The organism is Hahella sp. HNIBRBA332, from assembly GCF_030719035.1.
Classification (GTDB): domain Bacteria; phylum Pseudomonadota; class Gammaproteobacteria; order Pseudomonadales; family Oleiphilaceae; genus Hahella.
Genome location: NZ_CP132203.1, coordinates 5,656,264 through 5,673,956, shown reverse-complemented (window position 1 = coordinate 5,673,956; position 17,693 = coordinate 5,656,264). Strand labels below are relative to the sequence as shown.

16 protein-coding genes are annotated in these 17,693 nt (G+C 58.7%); 6 read left to right on the top strand and 10 right to left on the bottom strand.

The window, feature by feature from the left end; all coding sequences use genetic code 11:
- Positions 1 to 14: 14 nt before the first annotated feature.
- Positions 15 to 713 (bottom strand): hypothetical protein, encoded by a 699-nt coding sequence (locus O5O45_RS25060; RefSeq protein WP_305902049.1) that lies wholly within the window; start codon positions 711 to 713, stop codon positions 15 to 17.
- Positions 714 to 811: 98 nt separating this feature from the next.
- On the opposite strand from O5O45_RS25060, the gene O5O45_RS25055 reads away from it, so the two are divergent.
- A complete protein-coding gene (locus O5O45_RS25055) occupies positions 812 to 1,948 on the top strand; it encodes a succinylglutamate desuccinylase/aspartoacylase family protein (RefSeq protein WP_305902048.1) in 1,137 nt (378 codons plus the stop codon).
- A 181-nt stretch (positions 1,949 to 2,129) separates the two neighbouring features.
- Positions 2,130 to 3,605, top strand: coding sequence for a cryptochrome/deoxyribodipyrimidine photo-lyase family protein (locus tag O5O45_RS25050; RefSeq protein WP_305902047.1), 1,476 nt, complete (start codon positions 2,130 to 2,132; stop codon positions 3,603 to 3,605).
- A 77-nt stretch (positions 3,606 to 3,682) separates the two neighbouring features.
- Here the strand turns inward: O5O45_RS25050 and O5O45_RS25045 are convergent, their stop codons facing one another.
- From O5O45_RS25045 to O5O45_RS25035, 3 genes are all read right to left on the bottom strand, one after another.
- Positions 3,683 to 4,069, bottom strand: a complete 387-nt coding sequence (locus tag O5O45_RS25045; protein ID WP_305902046.1) for a Spy/CpxP family protein refolding chaperone — start codon at positions 4,067 to 4,069, stop codon at positions 3,683 to 3,685.
- A 103-nt stretch (positions 4,070 to 4,172) separates the two neighbouring features.
- Positions 4,173 to 4,844 (bottom strand): response regulator, encoded by a 672-nt coding sequence (locus O5O45_RS25040; RefSeq protein ID WP_305902045.1) that lies wholly within the window; start codon positions 4,842 to 4,844, stop codon positions 4,173 to 4,175.
- A 40-nt stretch (positions 4,845 to 4,884) separates the two neighbouring features.
- Positions 4,885 to 6,267 (bottom strand): ATP-binding protein, encoded by a 1,383-nt coding sequence (locus O5O45_RS25035; RefSeq protein ID WP_305902044.1) that lies wholly within the window; start codon positions 6,265 to 6,267, stop codon positions 4,885 to 4,887.
- Positions 6,268 to 6,504: 237 nt separating this feature from the next.
- On the opposite strand from O5O45_RS25035, the gene O5O45_RS25030 reads away from it, so the two are divergent.
- Complete coding sequence (locus tag O5O45_RS25030; RefSeq protein WP_305902043.1) at positions 6,505 to 7,845, top strand: SPFH domain-containing protein; 1,341 nt, start codon at positions 6,505 to 6,507, stop codon at positions 7,843 to 7,845.
- Between the two features lie 67 nt (positions 7,846 to 7,912).
- Here the strand turns inward: O5O45_RS25030 and O5O45_RS25025 are convergent, their stop codons facing one another.
- On the bottom strand, positions 7,913 to 8,524 hold the full coding sequence (locus tag O5O45_RS25025; RefSeq protein WP_305902042.1) for a LysE family translocator: 612 nt from the start codon (positions 8,522 to 8,524) through the stop codon (positions 7,913 to 7,915).
- Positions 8,525 to 8,650: 126 nt separating this feature from the next.
- On the opposite strand from O5O45_RS25025, the gene O5O45_RS25020 reads away from it, so the two are divergent.
- The 3 genes from O5O45_RS25020 (at position 8,651) to O5O45_RS25010 (ending at position 12,092) form a co-directional block, all read left to right on the top strand.
- Complete coding sequence (locus O5O45_RS25020) at positions 8,651 to 9,637, top strand: GlxA family transcriptional regulator (RefSeq protein WP_305902041.1); 987 nt, start codon at positions 8,651 to 8,653, stop codon at positions 9,635 to 9,637.
- A 125-nt stretch (positions 9,638 to 9,762) separates the two neighbouring features.
- On the top strand, positions 9,763 to 10,731 hold the full coding sequence (locus O5O45_RS25015) for a glutathione S-transferase family protein (RefSeq protein WP_305902040.1): 969 nt from the start codon (positions 9,763 to 9,765) through the stop codon (positions 10,729 to 10,731).
- A 110-nt stretch (positions 10,732 to 10,841) separates the two neighbouring features.
- Positions 10,842 to 12,092 carry an ABC transporter substrate-binding protein gene (locus tag O5O45_RS25010; RefSeq protein WP_305902039.1) on the top strand — a complete coding sequence of 417 codons (1,251 nt, stop codon included), beginning with the start codon at positions 10,842 to 10,844 and terminating at the stop codon, positions 12,090 to 12,092.
- A 25-nt stretch (positions 12,093 to 12,117) separates the two neighbouring features.
- On the opposite strand, the gene hypE is transcribed toward O5O45_RS25010, so the two are convergent.
- From hypE to hypB, 5 genes are read right to left on the bottom strand one after another with little or no spacing between them, the layout of a single operon-like run.
- Complete coding sequence (gene hypE / locus O5O45_RS25005) at positions 12,118 to 13,146, bottom strand: hydrogenase expression/formation protein HypE (protein WP_305902038.1); 1,029 nt, start codon at positions 13,144 to 13,146, stop codon at positions 12,118 to 12,120.
- A complete protein-coding gene (gene hypD, locus O5O45_RS25000) occupies positions 13,146 to 14,258 on the bottom strand; it encodes a hydrogenase formation protein HypD (RefSeq protein WP_305902037.1) in 1,113 nt (370 codons plus the stop codon). Before hypD ends, hypE begins: the two co-directional genes overlap by 1 nt.
- Complete coding sequence (locus O5O45_RS24995) at positions 14,255 to 14,521, bottom strand: HypC/HybG/HupF family hydrogenase formation chaperone (protein ID WP_305902036.1); 267 nt, start codon at positions 14,519 to 14,521, stop codon at positions 14,255 to 14,257. The genes hypD and O5O45_RS24995 overlap by 4 nt, the downstream gene beginning before the upstream one ends.
- Positions 14,512 to 16,869, bottom strand: coding sequence for a carbamoyltransferase HypF (gene hypF, locus O5O45_RS24990; RefSeq protein ID WP_305902035.1), 2,358 nt, complete (start codon positions 16,867 to 16,869; stop codon positions 14,512 to 14,514). The genes O5O45_RS24995 and hypF overlap by 10 nt, the downstream gene beginning before the upstream one ends.
- The gene (gene hypB, locus O5O45_RS24985; RefSeq protein WP_305902034.1) at positions 16,836 to 17,585 is read right to left on the bottom strand and encodes a hydrogenase nickel incorporation protein HypB; all 750 of its coding nucleotides are present in this window, start codon (positions 17,583 to 17,585) and stop codon (positions 16,836 to 16,838) included. Before hypB ends, hypF begins: the two co-directional genes overlap by 34 nt.
- Positions 17,586 to 17,693 lie beyond the last annotated feature (108 nt).

Here is a 17,693-nt window from a genome sequence, read left to right as displayed (position 1 = left end):
TCTTTGGACAGGTTTTAGCGGGAGGCGTCCAGTTGTGGATGCTGGCGATAGCCCAGGCGACGCCAGATCATGGCGGTGCAGGCGAAATACGTGGTCATGCTGGACGCGAAAAACCATTCGATGACATTTTCCCAACGGTCCTTGGCGGGATTTTGCAGTAATAGGCTGTTGGCGACGCTGGCCAGACCCAGCGCCAGCATCCACCAGCATAGCCAGGATTTCGCCCGCAGCCACGTCTGTACGCTGGCCATGCGGCGCCATTCGGATGAATGCGACAGAGTCAGGAGGCTGCGCAATAACAGCATTTGCGCCAGCACGGTGAAAGAGAAATAAATGGTGACGCCGTACTGCCGCAATAATCGGTAAATACGTCCGTCCACGCCGAGGAAGTCTGCGTATAACACCAGAAACAATGCGCCGATGGCTCCCAGACACTGCATGGTGATCCCTGCGCTCGTCGCAGCATGATGAAGCTTGAGGAAAGCGCCTGCCTGCAACCAAAAGACGAGCAGTAAGACTGCGTGTATGATCATGCCGGCGCGAAACAGATACAGAGCGTCGCTGGAACGCGCCGCCTTGCTGATGGATACGCAACCGTCCCAGTACGGCAGACACCCATCGATTGCGCCGATCAGACTACTCCACAGCCAGGCGGCGTGGGCCACCAGCATAGGCAGTAAAAAATTGCACCAGGCGATTCGCTGCGGTTGCATGAGGGTCCACTTTGGCATCGCGTTTAGCTAATACTTTAATGCTATAGTGCGCACTTGACGACTGCGCTATTGAAGGCATGGAAATTATTCAGAGGTGAATGATGCGAACCGAGCGTATTCAATTGATGAGCCCCTCCCCCGGCACCCGTCGGGAATTGCTTGTCCATCGGCTGGGACAAGCGGATGCGCGCCCGAAAGTGTATTTTCAAGCCGGCCTGCATGCGGATGAGTGGCCCGGTCTGCTAGTGCTGCAACATCTGCTGACGATGTTGCAGGAGGCGGAGCGCCAGAACGCGATTCAGGGCGAGATTATCGTGGTCCCCTACGCCAATCCCGTTGGGCTGTCTCAGAATGTGTTCGGCTATGTGGCGGGTCGCTTCGACCTGACCGGCACCGGCAATTTCAACCGCAACTTTGCGGACCTGTACCTGGACGCCCGCAGCGGCGTGGAAGGCCGTCTTGGCTCTGACCTGGAGACCAACAACGAACTGGTGCGCGACGCCTTGCGCGCGGCCGTGGCGGCCGAGCTGGCGGAGGATGAAACCACAGCCTTGAAGAAAACCCTGTTGGCGTTGTCCATCGACGCTGATTATGTCTTCGACCTGCATTGCGACGATCACTCCAGCGCCCACGTATATTCCGTCAAACGTCAGGCGGAGAAAGCGCAGGACCTGTGCCGCCATATTGGCGCCCGTTATCTGTTGACGGAGGATCTGGACGGGGTCGTTGCGTTTGATGGCTCCCATTTGCAGCCCTGGCACTGGCTGCAGAAAGACTTTCCCGATAACCCCATGGAAATGCCGAAGTTAGCGGTGACGGTGGAGTATCGCGGCCAATACGACGTGTCCGATGAACTGGCCGCTGTCGACGCCGCCAATCTGTTCAACTATCTGGTCAGCGAAAATCTGATTCGGGGCGACGCGCAGGCGCCGCAACTGGACGACATCCACGTCAGTCCGCTGGAGTCTGTGGATTCCATGAAAGCGGAAGCCGCCGGCTTGCTGGTGTTTCAGAAGCCGTTGGACGCCTGGTTGGAGCAAGGCGATGTTTTCGCTGAGATCGTCAGTCTGGACGGTGGCGAGCCGAACCAACGGACGCCGGTGAGGGCCCGCACGGCGGGTTATCTGATGGCGCGCACCCATCGACGGTTGGTGCGGCCGGGCGATCAGATCGCCAAGGTATGCGGCGAAAAACCGCTGCCACATCGCAAAATTGGCAATTTGTTGCAACTTTAGGCGGCTTTGCCGACACTTAAATTACAACTATTTATTTGGCTGTGAACGCTTAAACGCGGTAAAAGACTGCGTAAGGCGAAGGAACACCCCGACTCCGCACATAAAATGGATGGCGGGTCGGGACATTTTAACGGGGAGTCTAAGCGTTTTGATGGTGTGAGTCTGATCAGGTGTGGAGTCAGTGACGGTAAGGGTTGTCTGGTTTAAACGTGACCTCAGGGTCACCGATCATGGGCCGCTTTATCACGCCGCCCGACAAGGTCCGGTGGCGCCGCTGTATGTGGCGGAGCCGGAGTATTGGGCGCAGCCTGACGCTGGCGAACGGCGTTGGGGCTTTGTGCGGGAAACGCTGCTGGAACTCGACCAGACGTTGAGTAAGCTGGGGCAGCCTCTGTGGTTCATGCATGACAGCATGATCAACGTGCTGGAATATCTGAAAAGCCGCTTCGGCGTCTTTGAGCTGTACTCCCACCAGGAAACCGGCGTGCAATGGTGTAACCGGCGCAATCAGATTGTGCGGGAATGGTGTCGTCGCAATGGCGTGCTGTGGCGGGAATGGCCGGTCTGCGGCGTGTTGCGGCGCGCCACCGGCGCGGAGCGCTGGCAGGCCGCATGGAAAGATTTCATGGCGCAGCCCCGGTATCCCAGCCCCAAAACTCTGCCGATGGTGGGCTCGTCGCCACTCAAACCGGAAGTCTGGCCTGAGACCATCGGCGCCGATCCGACCCCCTGCATGTTGCGACAAGCGGGCGGACGCGCCGCCGCGGCACAGGAGCTGAAGAGTTTTCTGCAGGCCCGCGGCAAGCACTATTTCCGTGACACTCATTACCCCGCCAGTGCGTTTGACGGCGGTTCGCGCCTCAGCCCCTATCTGGCGCACGGCGTGATCAGTTTACGGGAGACTGTGCAGCAGTCCCGTCGCGCATTGCAGACCTATCATACCCGCCGCTCTGCGGACTGGGTAAAGTCCATAAATGAATTTCTGTCCCGACTATATCTGCGCAGTCATTACATGCAGCAGATGGAGGACGAGCCGGGCATGGAGTCTCTCAATCTGCATAAAAGCTTCAACGGTTTGCGCGAGCATCAGTTTGAAGAAGCCAAATTCGACGCCTGGAAGAACGGCGAGACCGGCTTTCCTCTTATCGACGCCGCCATGAAGGCGCTGATTCAGTACGGCTGGATCAACTACCAGCTGCGTGGGTTGCTGATGTCCTTCGCCGCCAACCAATTATGGCTGCACTGGCGCGAACCGGCGCTGCACCTGGCGCGGCTGTCCACCGACTATGATCCGGCGGTGCACTTTCCGCTGACGCAGCAGTTCGCTGGCACCACAGGCATGTTCGAGCAGAAGATTTACAACCCGGTCACCGAGTCGCACCGACTCGATCCCGCCGGTAAATTTATCCGGGCGGAATGTCCGGCGTTGCGGGAAGTGAGCGACGCTTATCTGCATGCGCCCTGGAAAATGCCCCATGCGGAACAGATCATGTCAGGCTGTGTGATCGGGCAGGATTACCCCATGCCCATCATCAATAACGAAGACGCCACGCTAACCGCCAGCCAGCGCTTGAAAGCGCATCTGGAGGAGCGTCTCGATCCCATGGAAACCGCCCGCGTGCGCGCCGCTCACTTGCGTTCCATCAAACTGGACTGAGCGCTCCACCGACGTAAAAAAGCCGGCGCGCCCTGGGGGCGGCCGGCGAAGAAGGGGAGCCTGCAACGGTCGCGGCGTTATGCCTCTTCGTCGTCTCCTTTATCGCAGTTTTCAGGGTGACGGCGACGCTCTTTGTGCTGGCCGCGCATCTCGTGCATTTCTTTCAGCTTTTCCATCTGCTCCGCGTTCAGTACGGCGCCCAGTTTGGCGTCGGTTTGGGTGCGCAGATTTTCCATCGCCGTGTGCATTTCCTCGCGTTGCGGTTTGTATTGCTCCATCAGGGTGTGCCGTTGCTCGCGGCTCTCTTCCATAATGGTTTCGAACTGTGTTTTCTGTTCATCCGTCAGCGCCAGCTTTTCCGCCAGACGGTCAATGTTCGGGCCTTGGTGGGGGCCGCCCTTGGCCAGTGCGAATCCGCTGGCGGCGATTAAACATGTCAGGGTGAATGCAGCGAATTTTTTCATAACAGTTTTCCTCAATTTCCTGTTTGGCTTTGTGTGATTATCAATCTAAGCCCGAAATGTGCAGGAAATGTGGAGGCATTAAGGAACAGGGATTACAGCGTTGTCATCCTTCGTATTTATAGCCCAGACCGTAGACCGAATGGATGTAGTCATGGTCGGGAGAAAGTTCGGCGATTTTCTTGCGCAGCTTTTTGATGTGGCTGTCGACAGTGCGGTCGCTGACGATGCGGTGATCCTGATAGATGCCGTCCATGAGCTGACTGCGGGAGAAAATGCGTCCGGGCTCATCCGCCAGCATTTTCAGTAATTGAAACTCAATGGCGGTCAACTCCAGCGGCTTTCCCCGCAGCACCGCTCGATAGCGCGATGGGTCCAGCGCCAGGGCCTGTTCCTCCCCCGCGGGCGCGCCGCGCACACGCCGCAGGATGGCCTTGACCCTAGCCACCACCTCACGCGGACTGAAGGGCTTGCAGACGTAGTCGTCCGCGCCCAGCTCCAGCCCGAGCAGACGGTCGATTTCCTCCACCCGGGCGGTCACCATGATGATGGGCGTATCGGTGAAACGACGCGCTTCCCGACACACCGATAAGCCGTCCAGACCCGGCAGCATGAGATCAAGCAGAATCAGGTCAGGCGCGCCGGCGCGGATTTTTTCCAACGCCTGCTGGCCATCGCCAATGATGTCGCATTGATAGCCTTCCTGTTGCAGATAATCCTTCAGCAAACTGGCGAGCTTCGGCTCATCTTCCACGATGAGTATGCTGTTCTGAGGCATGTGCGTTGTCTCCGCTGTATTCAGATAAGGTCGGCCGGCGTCACTCGTGATAGGCCGGCAGGATCACGTCGATTGCCAGTCCGCCTAGAGTTGAACGGGAGGCGCTGATATCGCCTTCATGAGCTTCGACGATTTTGCGGCAAATCGCCAGTCCCAGACCGGAACCGCCGGTATTGCGATTGCGTGAGTTCTCCACCCGGTAAAGATGATCGAACAGCTTGGGCAGGGCTTCGTCCGGCGCGCCGGGTCCGGAGTCCTCGATGCGCAGTCGCACATGATCATGGTCGACATTGAGAGAGACGCGCACCTGGGCGCTGGGGTCGGCGTATTTACAGGTATTGCTCAACAGGTTGTCCAGCAACTGGCTTAATCGCGTAGCGTCCGCCCACACCATAGCGGGGCTGGGGGCTAAATCGTGAATCAGTTGAAAGCCGGCGGCGGTAAAATTAGCGTTATGCCTGTCCAGCGCGTGCTGCAGAATTAGACGCAAGTCCTCTTCGTCTTTTTGATAACGCAGCGCGCCCACCTCAGCGTTGGTCAACTCGTACAGGTCGTTGATCAGCTTTTGCAGGTGTTCGATCTCCTGCTGAATGGACAGTAGATTATCGCGATTGGTGGGGCGTACGCCGTCCACCAGCGCCTCCAGCTCGCCCTTGGCGATGGCCAGGGGCGTGCGCAGTTCGTGGGAAATATCCGCAATCCAGCGTCGTCGCGCGGTTTCATTGGACTGGAGCGTTTGCGCCAGTTGATGGAAATCCCGCGCCAGTTGCCCCAGCTCGTCTTTGCCAGAGACTTTCAGCTCCACGTCATACGCGCCCTGCGCCAGCTGCCGGGTGGCGGCGGCGAGGCGTTTGATGGGGGTGACGAACTGGCGCGCCAGGGGTAACGCAATAAGCAGGGCGATGGCCACCATCAGCGTACTGATGACCAGGAACGCCTTATCCTGGCTCTGACTGAACGCCAGGTCATTTTGCTCCGTCACCCGCACGCGCGGCGGCAGCGCCAGCCACCCGATAGTCTGATCGCCCAACGTGATCGGGGCCATGATGAAATCCCTGCGAAAGCGGCCCGTCACCACCTGCTTGTCCGCGTCCAACAATGATGGCGGACGCGGCGGATGCGGTCGGTCGGGACGGTCATCTTCGTTGCGGCGAGGCGGCCGCCAGGGTTGCTGGTCGTCTTCGTCCGCCTCCAACATTCGCCGCCACAAATTATGATCGTGGCGCAGGGGCTCCCAACTGCCGGTATGCCGATAGAAACGCTGGAGATTGTTGATCAGCGTCTCCTGCCGCTGCAGATCGCGACGATTGACGTAATCTAGGAAACCGCGGTCAAAGCTCCACTGCATCAGAGAATACATGGCGGCGAACATGGCCGTGGTGGCGATCAACAGCGCCAGAATTAGTTTGGATTGAATGCGCACGTCGGTTTCCGCTTGGCTTGGTCAGGATAGGTCGCTTCACCAAGTAATCTAGCGGCTTTTCCCGACGCCGTTAAGCTCAGGAGCGTTCTGAGGGCGTCATTTCCTAAGTTTTTCCACATTCGCCTGCATGTGGCGGGAGTGTGAAGGCGGTCATAAACCTGAAGTTTGGCGTTATTTACCAAAAATTAATTTTTCTCTAAGATACGCCGGTTTTTTTACCTACCTTGTGGAATCCCCATGCGCAATTTATCAATTGGATTGATATCCATCCTGACAGGCCTTGTCCTGACTGTTGTCGTTACCTGGAACAGTATCTTTTACGCCGAGCCCGGCTATGTGTATCACGTCAGAACGATTTTGGGCGATGAGCACGTGGTGTCCGACGTGGGCTATCAGTTTTATCTATGGGGACGCTGGAACGCCTGGAAACGCGCCCTGACCGTGCAAGCGGTGAAAGGCGGGGACAGCACCGTTTCCTACGTTGAAGTGGAAAATTCTGAAACCAGCGCCGCGTTGCCGCCGCTGAAAATCATGTTTTTGGATCAGGTGGACGCCGCGGCGGAAGCCACCGTTCGCTTCAGCATTCCCACCGATCAGGAAGGCTTCACCCGCCTGGCCCATGAATACCGCACTCCCGCCAACCTGCTGCGCACGGCGTTGATTCCTGCGTTCAAGGAAACCCTGCAGGCCACTGCATCGCTGATGAGCGCGGAGGATTACTACAGCGGCGGACGCACCGAGTTCAACACGGAATTCGAAAACCAGATGTCCAATGGCATTTACATCGTCAAGCGCGAGGAAATGCTGATCAGCTCGCAGCGTAAAATTTCCGGTTCCGCCAACGTTTCGCTGGGAGCCTCTCAGGAAGAGTACGGCGACGAAGCCAAAGCGGTGTTCGTAGTGCGTAAAGTCACGGACGCCAACGGAGCCCCTCGACGCAAGGATCAGAAGTTCACCCAGTTTGGCATTAGCGTGGTGGATGCGCGTATCACTGATATGACGCCCAACAATCGCTTTGTCGAGCGTATGCAATTGAAGCAGAAGGCCAGCGCTGACCGCGCTATTGCCCGTGAGCAGCGGATTCAGGAAGAAGAGCAGCGCCTGTTGGCGATCGCTCGCGGCGAGCGCGAAGTAGCGGAGCGTCAGGCCAAAGCCAAAGTGGATCAGATTCAGAAAACCACTGAAGCGGAAACCGATAAGCAGTTAGCGGTGACCGCCGCGACCAAGATGAAAGAGCAGGCCCGCATCGAGAAGGAAACCGCCGAGATCAACCTGGAAAAAGCTCGCATTGAGGCGGAAACCAAGCGCACGCTGGCGGAAGCGGAAGCCTACCAGAAAGAAGTGATCCTGAAAGCGGATAACGCGTTGGCGCAAAAACTGGATGCGGAAATCGAAATTCACAAACTGTGGGCGGACGCTTTTGCTCGCCGTTCCGTGCCGACCAATGTCTTTGGTGGCGGAGCTGGCGCTGGCGCCCCGCAGGGCTCCGATACGGAAGTCACCGCCTTTATGCAAATGCTGACGCTGGACGCCGCCAAGCGTCTGGCTTACGACCGGGAGATTGGTAAAGGCGAGTGATCTTACTCGCCAATACCCGTCGTCAAAGGGGCGCCCGCTGAGCGGAGCGCCCTTTTTTATTGCCGCTTCAGCGAGAGAGCGGCAAGGCGAGACCGATGAGAATAAAGAGGCCGCCGCAAATCTGATTGAAGCGCTTGCCATGTTTCTCCAGCTTCGGCCCGATACGATGCGCAGCCTGCGCCAACAGCACCTCAACCGTGAATTCGATCATGGCGAAAGTCAACGCCATGATGGCGAACTGGCCGGGTAACGCCTGCTGCGGATCAACAAACTGCGGTAGAAAGGCGGCGAAGAAAATCAGCACCTTGGGGTTGGATAGGGCGGCCAGCGCGCCCTGACGAAACAGGCGCGCATTGTTCTTGCGGGCGGCTTCGTCCTGTAACTGCAAATGCAGCCCCGGCGCGCGCCATTGCTGTATCCCCAATCCGATCAAATAAGCCCCACCCAGCCATTGCAGCACGGTCAGAGCGGTCTCCGAGGACTGCAACAAGGCGCCGACGCCGAACATGGACAATAGCATCAGCAGAAGAAATCCCAGTACACCACCGGCAATGGTAAAGACCGCGCGGACGCGTCCATAAAGAGCGCCATGGGTCAGCGCAAGCAGACCGTTAGGACCGGGAGAGCAGGACAGACCGGCGGTGGCGGCCAGAAACAGAAGCCAGGTTTGCAGAGTCATTGTTAACGCCGTGGTGAATGGGTGATGTGAGCAGTCTAAGGCGCAAGCGCGGATTTCAATGGTAATTATTGGCCGTATTAAGGTAGATTTTGGTCATTGGGACTCAAGGAAACTCCGCGCCTGAAAATGACTCAACCTGCACCATCTACCCCGGACGTGCGCTTTCTATTGCTGCCGTTGCCAGAGTTCACCATGCTGCCTTTCGGTGGATTTCTGGATAAGTTGCGTTTCAGTGCTGACGAAGAGGATTACAGCGCGCAGCGTTATTGCGCCTGGCGCGTGCTGGGCCTGGAGCCGGGGACGATTGTCTCCAGTAGCGGGGTCGCCATTGAAGTGCAAGAAACAGCGGCGCAGACGCGCCTTACCGATTTTGACTATCTGGTGGTTTTTGGAGGCCGCACCGCCCGTCGCAGCATGGAGCTGGCCAGCGAATACGGGCCTCTGCTGCGCAAGGCCGCCGCACAGGGATTATCGCTGGTCAGTATCGATAACGCCTGTTTTCTGCTGGCCGCTGCGGGTCTGCTGCAGGGCGCCAAAGTGGCGATGCACTGGCGCCATGTGCAGGAGTTTCAGGTCGCTTTTCCCCGTATTGAGGTCCGCACCGGGCAGTTGTACTGCTTCGACGGTAAGCGCATAAGCTGTGCGGGAGGCGTCGCCGCCGTGGATCTGGCGGTGGAGTTGTTGGCGCGTCATTGCGGGAGAACCCGGGCCCTGAAAGGCCTGGCGGATATGCTGGTGGATGAGGCGCGCAGTGAAACCCATCCGCTGAAATCGCTGTCCCGCGAAAGTGGACCCGGCCGCAGCGTTGGGCGGGCGACCAGCCTGATGCGTCAGTGGTTGGGAGACGCCTTCAATGTGGACGATATCGCCGCCGCCATTGGGGTCAGTCGTCGCCAACTGGATCGCCTCTTTATGGCCGAGTTCGACTGCACGGCGCGAGCTTACTGGCGGGAAATGCGCCTGCAACATGTGCGTTGGCGCTTGCTGAACTCTCACCATAGTCTGGCTGCGCTCGCTGACGAAATTGGCGCGCAGGATGTCAGTCATCTCTGCAAAATGTTCCGTCAGCGTTTCGGCGTCAGTCCGGACGCTTTCCGCAAAAGCCGTGGTTGAGGCCTCTGTCCACCCTCAGATCCTTTCCCTTTATTCGAACCTTTTAACGCAATTTTTAAGCTTTTTATTCAATGATATAGCTTCTAAGGTGAGCTTTTGACAGATGCATTGGGAGGACGGGGATTATGGGATTGCTGGTCGACGGAGTCTGGCGTGATCAATGGTACGATACGGCCAAGAGCGGAGGCAGGTTCGAGCGTGAGGCGTCCCGTTTTCGTCGTCGCGTCAGCATTGCGGGGGACGATGGATTTCCGGCGGAGTCGGGACGTTATCACCTGTATGTCAGTCTGGCCTGCCCCTGGGCTCATCGCACTCTGATCTTCCGCAAGTTGAAAGGACTGGAGTCTCACATCAGCGTTTCCGTCGTGTCGCCGGACATGATGGATAACGGCTGGGAGTTTGACGCGAAAAAGGGGCTGCCGGATCACCTGTATGGCGCTGATTTCATGTACCAGCTTTACCTGAAGGCGCATGCGCAATACAGCGGGCGCGTCACTGTGCCGGTGTTATGGGACAAGCAGACGCAGACGATCGTCAACAACGAGTCTGCGGAGATTATCCGCATGTTCAATGACGCATTTAACGATCTGACCGGCAATCACGCTGACTTTTATCCTGAGCCCATGCGGGAACGCATCGACGCTGTGAACGAATGGGTGTACGCCCAGATCAACAATGGCGTATATCGCTGCGGCTTCGCCACCACCCAGGAAGCCTACGAAGAAGCGTTCAGCGAACTTTTCGCCGCTCTCGACAGAGTGGAGGCGATTCTGGCGCAGCAGCCTTTCCTGGCGGGAGAGTATCTGACAGAGGCGGACTGGCGTTTATTCACTACTTTGATCCGTTTCGACACGGTTTACTACGGCCATTTCAAATGTAACCTGCGTCGGATCGCCGACTTTCCCAATCTCAGCCAGTACATGCGTCAGCTGTATCAGCATGAGCAAGTGGCGGAGACCGTCAATCTGGCGCATATCAAGCGCCATTACTACTACAGCCACGTCACCATCAATCCCACGCGCATTGTTCCTGTGGGACCGGAGTGTGTGCTGAACGGACCTCATGATCGCGGACCGGTGAGGGTGATGGCGTAAGTCCTCGGGTGGCTGGATGCGCCGACAGGGTCTAGGCTATTAGCGGTTACCTGAAATATTACGGTGCGGCGCACTCATCCACTGCGCCGCCTGGAGGGCGAAACGGCGCTATGTTAGGCGGTAAGGATAGAAAGTGGTTATTCGCGTTCCTGGGATTGGCGTTTGGAATGTTGATTCAGATCCATACTACGCAAGCGCAGGAACTCAAAGTGGCGCTGATGGTGTTCAGCGGCGACCAGCGGGCGGCGTTCAATGAATTGTCCCGTCAGTTCGAGAAGGAAAATCCGGACATCAGCGTGCGTTGGCTGGCCTATGATGAGGACGCTTATAAGGGCGGCATTGAGCGTTGGCTGAGCAAAAACGAACCCGCCGACGTGCTGTATTGGCAGGCGGGAGAGCGGCTACTGCAATATGTGCGTCAAGGTTTTGTAGAGCCCATCGACGATCTGTGGCGGGCGCAAAATTTCGACGCGGATTACACCGACGCGATTAAAGACACGGTCTCCTGGCGGGGCCGTATTTACGCGGTTCCATATTCTTACTATCAATGGGGACTTTATTACCGACAGTCCCTGTTTCGCCGTCTGGGTCTGCAACCGCCGCAAGACTGGAACGGCTTGTTGAAAATGTGCGAGGACATGCGCAAAGCCGGCGTCGCTCCCTTCACGATTGGAACCCATTATCACTGGACCGCCGCCGCCTGGTTCGATTATCTCAACCTGCGCATCAACGGGTTGGCCTTTCACCGGGAGCTGACCAGCGGACTTGTCTCCTACATGGATCCACGCGTACGCGACGTTTTCGAGCATTGGAAAACCCTGTTGGACAAAGACTGTTTTATCGACCACAAACTGCACCGGGAGTGGGACTGGAAACAGTCGCTGCCACAGCTCTATCGCGGACACGCGGGCATGTTGTTGATGGGCAACTTTTTCAGCAGCACGCTGCCGGGAGATCTGGCGGAGGATTTCCGTTTTGCGCCTTTCCCGGTCATTAATCCCGACCTGCCCCGTTACGAAGAGGCGCCGACGGATGTCTTTCTGTTGCCGGTTAATTCCGCCAATAAAGAACCGGCGAAGAAATTTCTGGCGTTTATCGGCAGGGCGGATGTGCAGGGGGCTTTGAATGTTAAGGTCGGCAAAATTTCCACCAATCTGCGCGCTACCCATGGCGACGATTATTTCATTCGCGCAGGTGCGGAATTACTGCAATCCGCTGCGGGCATCTCACAATTTTTTGATCGTGACTCCCCTAAAGCGATGGCGGATGAAGCGGTAAGAATTTTCACCGAATTTATGGTGGCGCGGGATATAGATCGCACCCAGGCGGCGCTGGAGCGAGCGCGGCAGAAACATTATTAGTTTGTCGCCGTGACGCCGCCGGGCTCTAACAAATGCGCGGCAGCGGGTCGCCACTGCGCCAGTCCACCACTCTTTCTCCACCGAACCCCGTGCGCAGACGCACCATGCGGCGCTCGTCCTCGATGACTTCGCCGATGATGGCGGCGTCGCGGCCTTTCGGGTGCGACCGCATCGCCAGCAGCAGGGCGTCAGCCCGCTCCGGCGCGCAGAAGGCGACCAACTTGCCCTCATTGGCGACATAGAGAGGGTCCAGCCCCAGGAATTCACAGGCGGCGCGCACTTCCTGCCGAACGGGAATGGTTTTCTCGTGTAAACGCATGCCCACATTCGCCTGTTGCGATATTTCGTTGAGGGTCGCCGCCAGACCGCCGCGGGTGGGATCGCGCATGCAATGCAAATCCGGTTCGACGGCGATCATCGCCGCCACCAGGTCATGCAGGCTTTGGCTGTCGGAGCGCAGATTGGCTTCAAACGTCAGATTCTCCCGCTGCGACAGAATCGCTACGCCATGATCGCCCAGGAAACCGTTAACCAGAATCTTGTCCCCCACCGCCACGCGCGCTGCGCTGCAATGAACATGGTCCGGCAGGCGCCCGACGCCGGTGGTGGTGATGAAGACGCCATCGCCTTTACCTCGCTCCACCACTTTGGTGTCGCCGGTCACGATGACTACGCCCGCCTCCCGGGCGGCTTCCGCCATGGATAACACAAGGCGGCGCAAATCACTAAGAGGAAAGCCTTCTTCCAATATGAACGCGGCGGACAGATACAGAGGAACCGCGCCGGCCATGCAAACGTCGTTTACTGTACCGTGCACCGCCAGGGCCCCGATATCGCCGCCGGGGAAGAACAAAGGCGATATTACATGGCTGTCGGTGCTCATGACCATGCGGCCTGGAGCGACCTGAAAACAGGCCTGATCATCGCCAGCGCGCAGCAAAGGATTATCGAAGGCCTGCAGGAACAGATCGTCAATCAGACGGCGCATGGCGCGACCGCCTCCGCCGTGGATCATTTCCACGCAGTCGTGGGCGAAGTCGTTATTCAGACTCATCAGCGGGTATGTCCGTAGCTGTAATGGGCGGCGCAAGCGCCTTCAGAAGACACCATGCAGGCGCCGATGGGATTGTCGGGGGTGCACCGGGTTGCGAACAGTTTGCACTCCGTCGGCGACTTGGCGCCGCGCAGCACCGCCGGACATTCGCAGGCTTTGTTTTCCCTGGCGTCGCTGGGGCTCAGCTCGAATCGCACTTCGGCGTCGAAATCCGCGAATTCCGGCCTGATTCGCAAGGCGCTGTGCGGCATCCAGCCCAGTCCGCGCCATTCGAAACGGTCGCGCAACGTCATGGTCTGCGCCACCATGGATTGAGCTTTGGCGTTGCCGCATGGGGTGACCGCCCGTGAATACTGGTTTTCCACGTCATGGCGGTTTTGGTTGCATTGGCGCACCAGCAACAGGATCGCGTGGAGGAGGTCGAGCGGCTCGAAACCGGCGATAACAATCGGCGTGTGGTAGCGTTGCGCCAGTGATTCATAAGCCTCGCCGCCGGTGATGACGCTGACGTGGCCGGGGCCGACCAACCCTTCGATGATACGCTCACCCGCTTGTTGCGCCGGCTCCAGGATGCCGGTAATCGCCGGAGGCGTCAGGACATGGTTGCAGAAGACGGAAAAGTTCTTCAGCGCCAGTTGCCGCGCTTTCAGCAGCACCGCGGCGGTGGGCGGCGTAGTGGTTTCAAAACCGATAGCGAAAAACACCACTTGCCGCTGCGGATTTTCCTGGGCGATGCGCAATGCGTCCGCAGGAGAGTACAACATACGCACGTCGGCGCCTTGGGCTTTCGCCTTCAACAGGCTGGTGCGATGGGCGCCGGGAACTCGCAGCATGTCTCCGTAACTGCACAGAATGACCTGATGACGCACCGCCAGCTCAATGGCGGCGTCGATGCGCGCCATGGGGAGCACGCAAACCGGACAGCCGGGTCCGTGAATCATGTTCACATTGTCGGGCAGCAGGTCCGGTATGCCATAACGGAACAGCGTGTGAGTGTGGCCGCCGCAAAACTCCATGAAGCGATAGCGCCTTCCTGGATCGGCTTCTGCGTGGATGCGGCGCGCCACCTCGGTGGCGTAGTCGCCGTTACGGAATTCGTCGATATATTTCATTGGCGGTCACCCTCGTCGGGCTCCAGACTTGCGCCCAGCTCCTCTTGCAGCGCCTGCATCTCATCAAAAAGCGCCAGGGTGCGTTGGGCTTCGTCCTCGTCGATTTTACTGAGCGCGTAACCCACATGCAGGATGACGTAATCGCCGACGCATACGTCGTCCACCAGCGCCAGGGAGATGCGTTTTTTCAGGCCGCCGATGTCCACCAGGGCTTCGTCGTTGTCCAGCAGGCTTTCCACCTGCACCGGTATGGCTAGACACATGGGGATGGGTCCGTTGTTGTCTGAAGAAAAGAGAGTGGGTTGGGCGCTGGCGCGCTGAGATAAGCATACCAGACCTGCCCCAGGCTGATCCCGCTGTCGTTGGGCGGCAATTGGCGAGGAGCGTGAACCTGCATACCTCGCGCGGGTAATTCGGTCATTAGCGATTCACGTAAGACACGATTAAGGAAACAGCCGCCGCCCAGCACAATGGTGTTTACGCCAGTCTTGTCGCGAGCGTTGTCCACCCAGGCCAGCAGCCCGCGAACCAGTACGTCGTGAAACAGGCGCGCGCCGGCGTGGGGTTCGCAGTCAATCAGAGCGTCCAACAGTGGATAGAGGTCCAGAGCGCCTTGCGGGGTGATCTCAAACAAGGGCGGCGCGTTTGGCGCTGGCTGCGTTTGTCGGCACAGCGCTTCCAACGCCATCGCCGCCTGAGCTTCGTAGTCCGCGTGATGGCGCACGCCCAGGATCGCGGCGGCGGCGTCAAAGTAGCGGCCGGCGCTGCTGGTGAGAGGACAATTGAGGTGCTTCGCCAGCATCTGATGGATGGTGGCGTAACCCGGATGCGCGCCGAACAGACGCTCTGCGTCCCTCTCTCGGCCCTGTGACAGCAAGACGGCGACGCCAAGACGCCAGGGTTCGCGTACGGCGCTGTCGCCGCCGGGAAGCGGCAGCGGACGCAGGCCGCCGAGTCGCTGATAGTCAGCGCCTTCCATCAGCAATAATTCGCCGCCCCAGAGTCCGCCATCGTCGCCCAGGCCCAATCCGTCCAGCGCCAGTCCCAGCGTGGGTCCCCGCAATCCCGCCTCCGCCATCGTCGCCAGACAATGGGCGTGGTGATGCTGCACCTGCAACAGCGGAACCCCCAGGCGCTCGCTAAAACGACGGGCGGCCTGGGTGCTGTAAAAATCAGGATGCAGGTCGCAGGCGATCACGTCGGGTTGAATAGCCAGAGTGTCCAGTAAGCGCTCCACGGCGAGATCAAGATCGCGGCAGGCGGCGGCGCGATCCAGGTCGCCGATATAAGGCGAAACATAAGCGCGATCGCCCTGGCTGAGGCAAAGGGTGTTCTTCAGAAATGCGCCGAACGCCAGCACCGAAGGGCCTTTGTGGGTCAGTTCAATGACATGGGGCGCCAGCCCGCGACCCCGTCTGATATAAACGCCGGGTTGTGAGTTCTGGAGGACAGAATCGTCGCTGCGCGCAAGGATATCTCTGTTGTGCAGCAGAAAGCCGTCAGCGACCCCTCGCAAATCCCGCAGGCATTGCGCATTGTCGGTGATCAGCGGCTCGCCGCTGAGATTGGCGCTGGTGACCACCAAGGTCAGAGGGTGCGCCTGTTCCAGCCAGCCCGCGTCCGCAGGGCGGTTCAGGGCTTCATGAAACAGCAGATAGTGCGCCGGCGCATAAGGGTACATGACTCCCACCTCCGCGCATTGCGGCGCGAGACCAGGTAAACGGCTGTCGCAATCAGGGCCTTTGGGCGTCAACGCGATAGGCGCATCAGGGCCCCGTAGCAAGTGTTCCGTGTGATCATCCATGGCGGCAAGGCCCGCCAGTGAGGCGCGATTCAAGGCCATTATTGCGAACGGCTTATGCGGCCGCTGTTTACGCTGGCGTAAGGTCGCCACTACTTGGGCGGAACCTGCGTCGCACAACAGATGAATACCGCCTACGCCTTTGACGGCGATGATCTGGCCCTGACGCAAGCCTCGCCAGGCTTCGGCGATGGGGTCGACGTTTGGGCGTAACACCCCGTTGGCGTCATGCCACTGCAAGGCTGGGCCGCAGGCGGCGCAACTGTTGGTTTGCGCGTGATAGCGACGGTGCGCCGGATCGCCATATTCCTGCAGGCAATCCGGACACTGCTGGAAAGCGCGCATGCTGGTGCGGACGCGATCGAACGGCGGCTGTCGCATCAGGCTATAACGAGGTCCGCATTCCGCGCAGGTAATAAAGGCATATCGGTGGCGACGGTTCTGGACATCAAATAATTCCGCGAGACATTGAGCGCACAAACGCAGGTCAGTGGGGAGCGCGCCATGTATGCCGCCGGGTTGGGAATCGACGATGGCGAAGACATTCTGATGGTCAATCACTGCCGCTGGCTGAGCATGGAAGGCGCGGACCTGCGCCTGCGTGGGTTTGGTCGCCAACAGCTGCGTTTTGTAGGCCTGCAACTGGCTTGGCGACCCCTGAATGTCGATCAGCAGATCTCCGCCCTGATTCCACACTTTGCCGACGACGCCAAGCGTTGTGGCGAGACGATGTGCGTGAGGGCGAAATCCAACGCCCTGCACCACACCGCTGAGGGTCAGGATTTCCCGGGCAGACGCTGTTGCAGCCATTGTCGCCACTGCTCCATTCCGGCGCCGGTTTTAGCGGACAGAAGAATGATCTCGATCTCGGGATTGACCCGCCGCGCAAACGCCTGCGCTTTTTCCACATCGAAGTCGACGTAAGGCGCCAGATCGATTTTGTTGATCAGCATGAGTTGGGAAGCGTGGAAAATATCCGGGTATTTGAGAGGTTTGTCCTCTCCCTCGGTGACGGACAAAATAGCCACCTTGGCGGCCTCTCCCAAATCGAAACCGGCGGGACAGACGAGGTTGCCGACGTTCTCGATAAACAGCAGGTCCAGATCCGGCAGCGGCAGACGCTCCAGAGCGTGGCCCACCATATGCGCGTCCAGGTGACAGCCTTTGCCGGTGTTGATTTGTATGGCTTCAACGCCGGTGGCGCGGATGCGCTCGGCGTCGAACTCCGTCTGCTGATCGCCTTCAATGACGGCGATATGAAGCGCGTCCTCAAGCTCGGCGATAGTGCGGGTCAGCAGGGTTGTTTTACCGGCGCCAGGGCTGGACACCAGATTGAGCGCCAGGATCTGGTGGGCGCCCAGGCGGTCGCGATTGGCCATGGCGAACTGGTTGTTCTTGTTCATGACGTCCTGCTCGATCAGCACCATGCGTGTCTGACTCATTCCCGGCGCATGACTGTGAGCCGGCGCCAGAGGACGGCCGTTGAGGCTGGTGTTGTCATCGCCGCATCCGCAAACGCCGCACATGTTGGTCTCCCTCTCGATAGCCCTTTACTGGGCGGTTGGCGTCACATTGTACCCGCTATGAAGAAATTTTGGACTTGCATCTGGCCGCATCTTGCCTCAGGTCAAGCG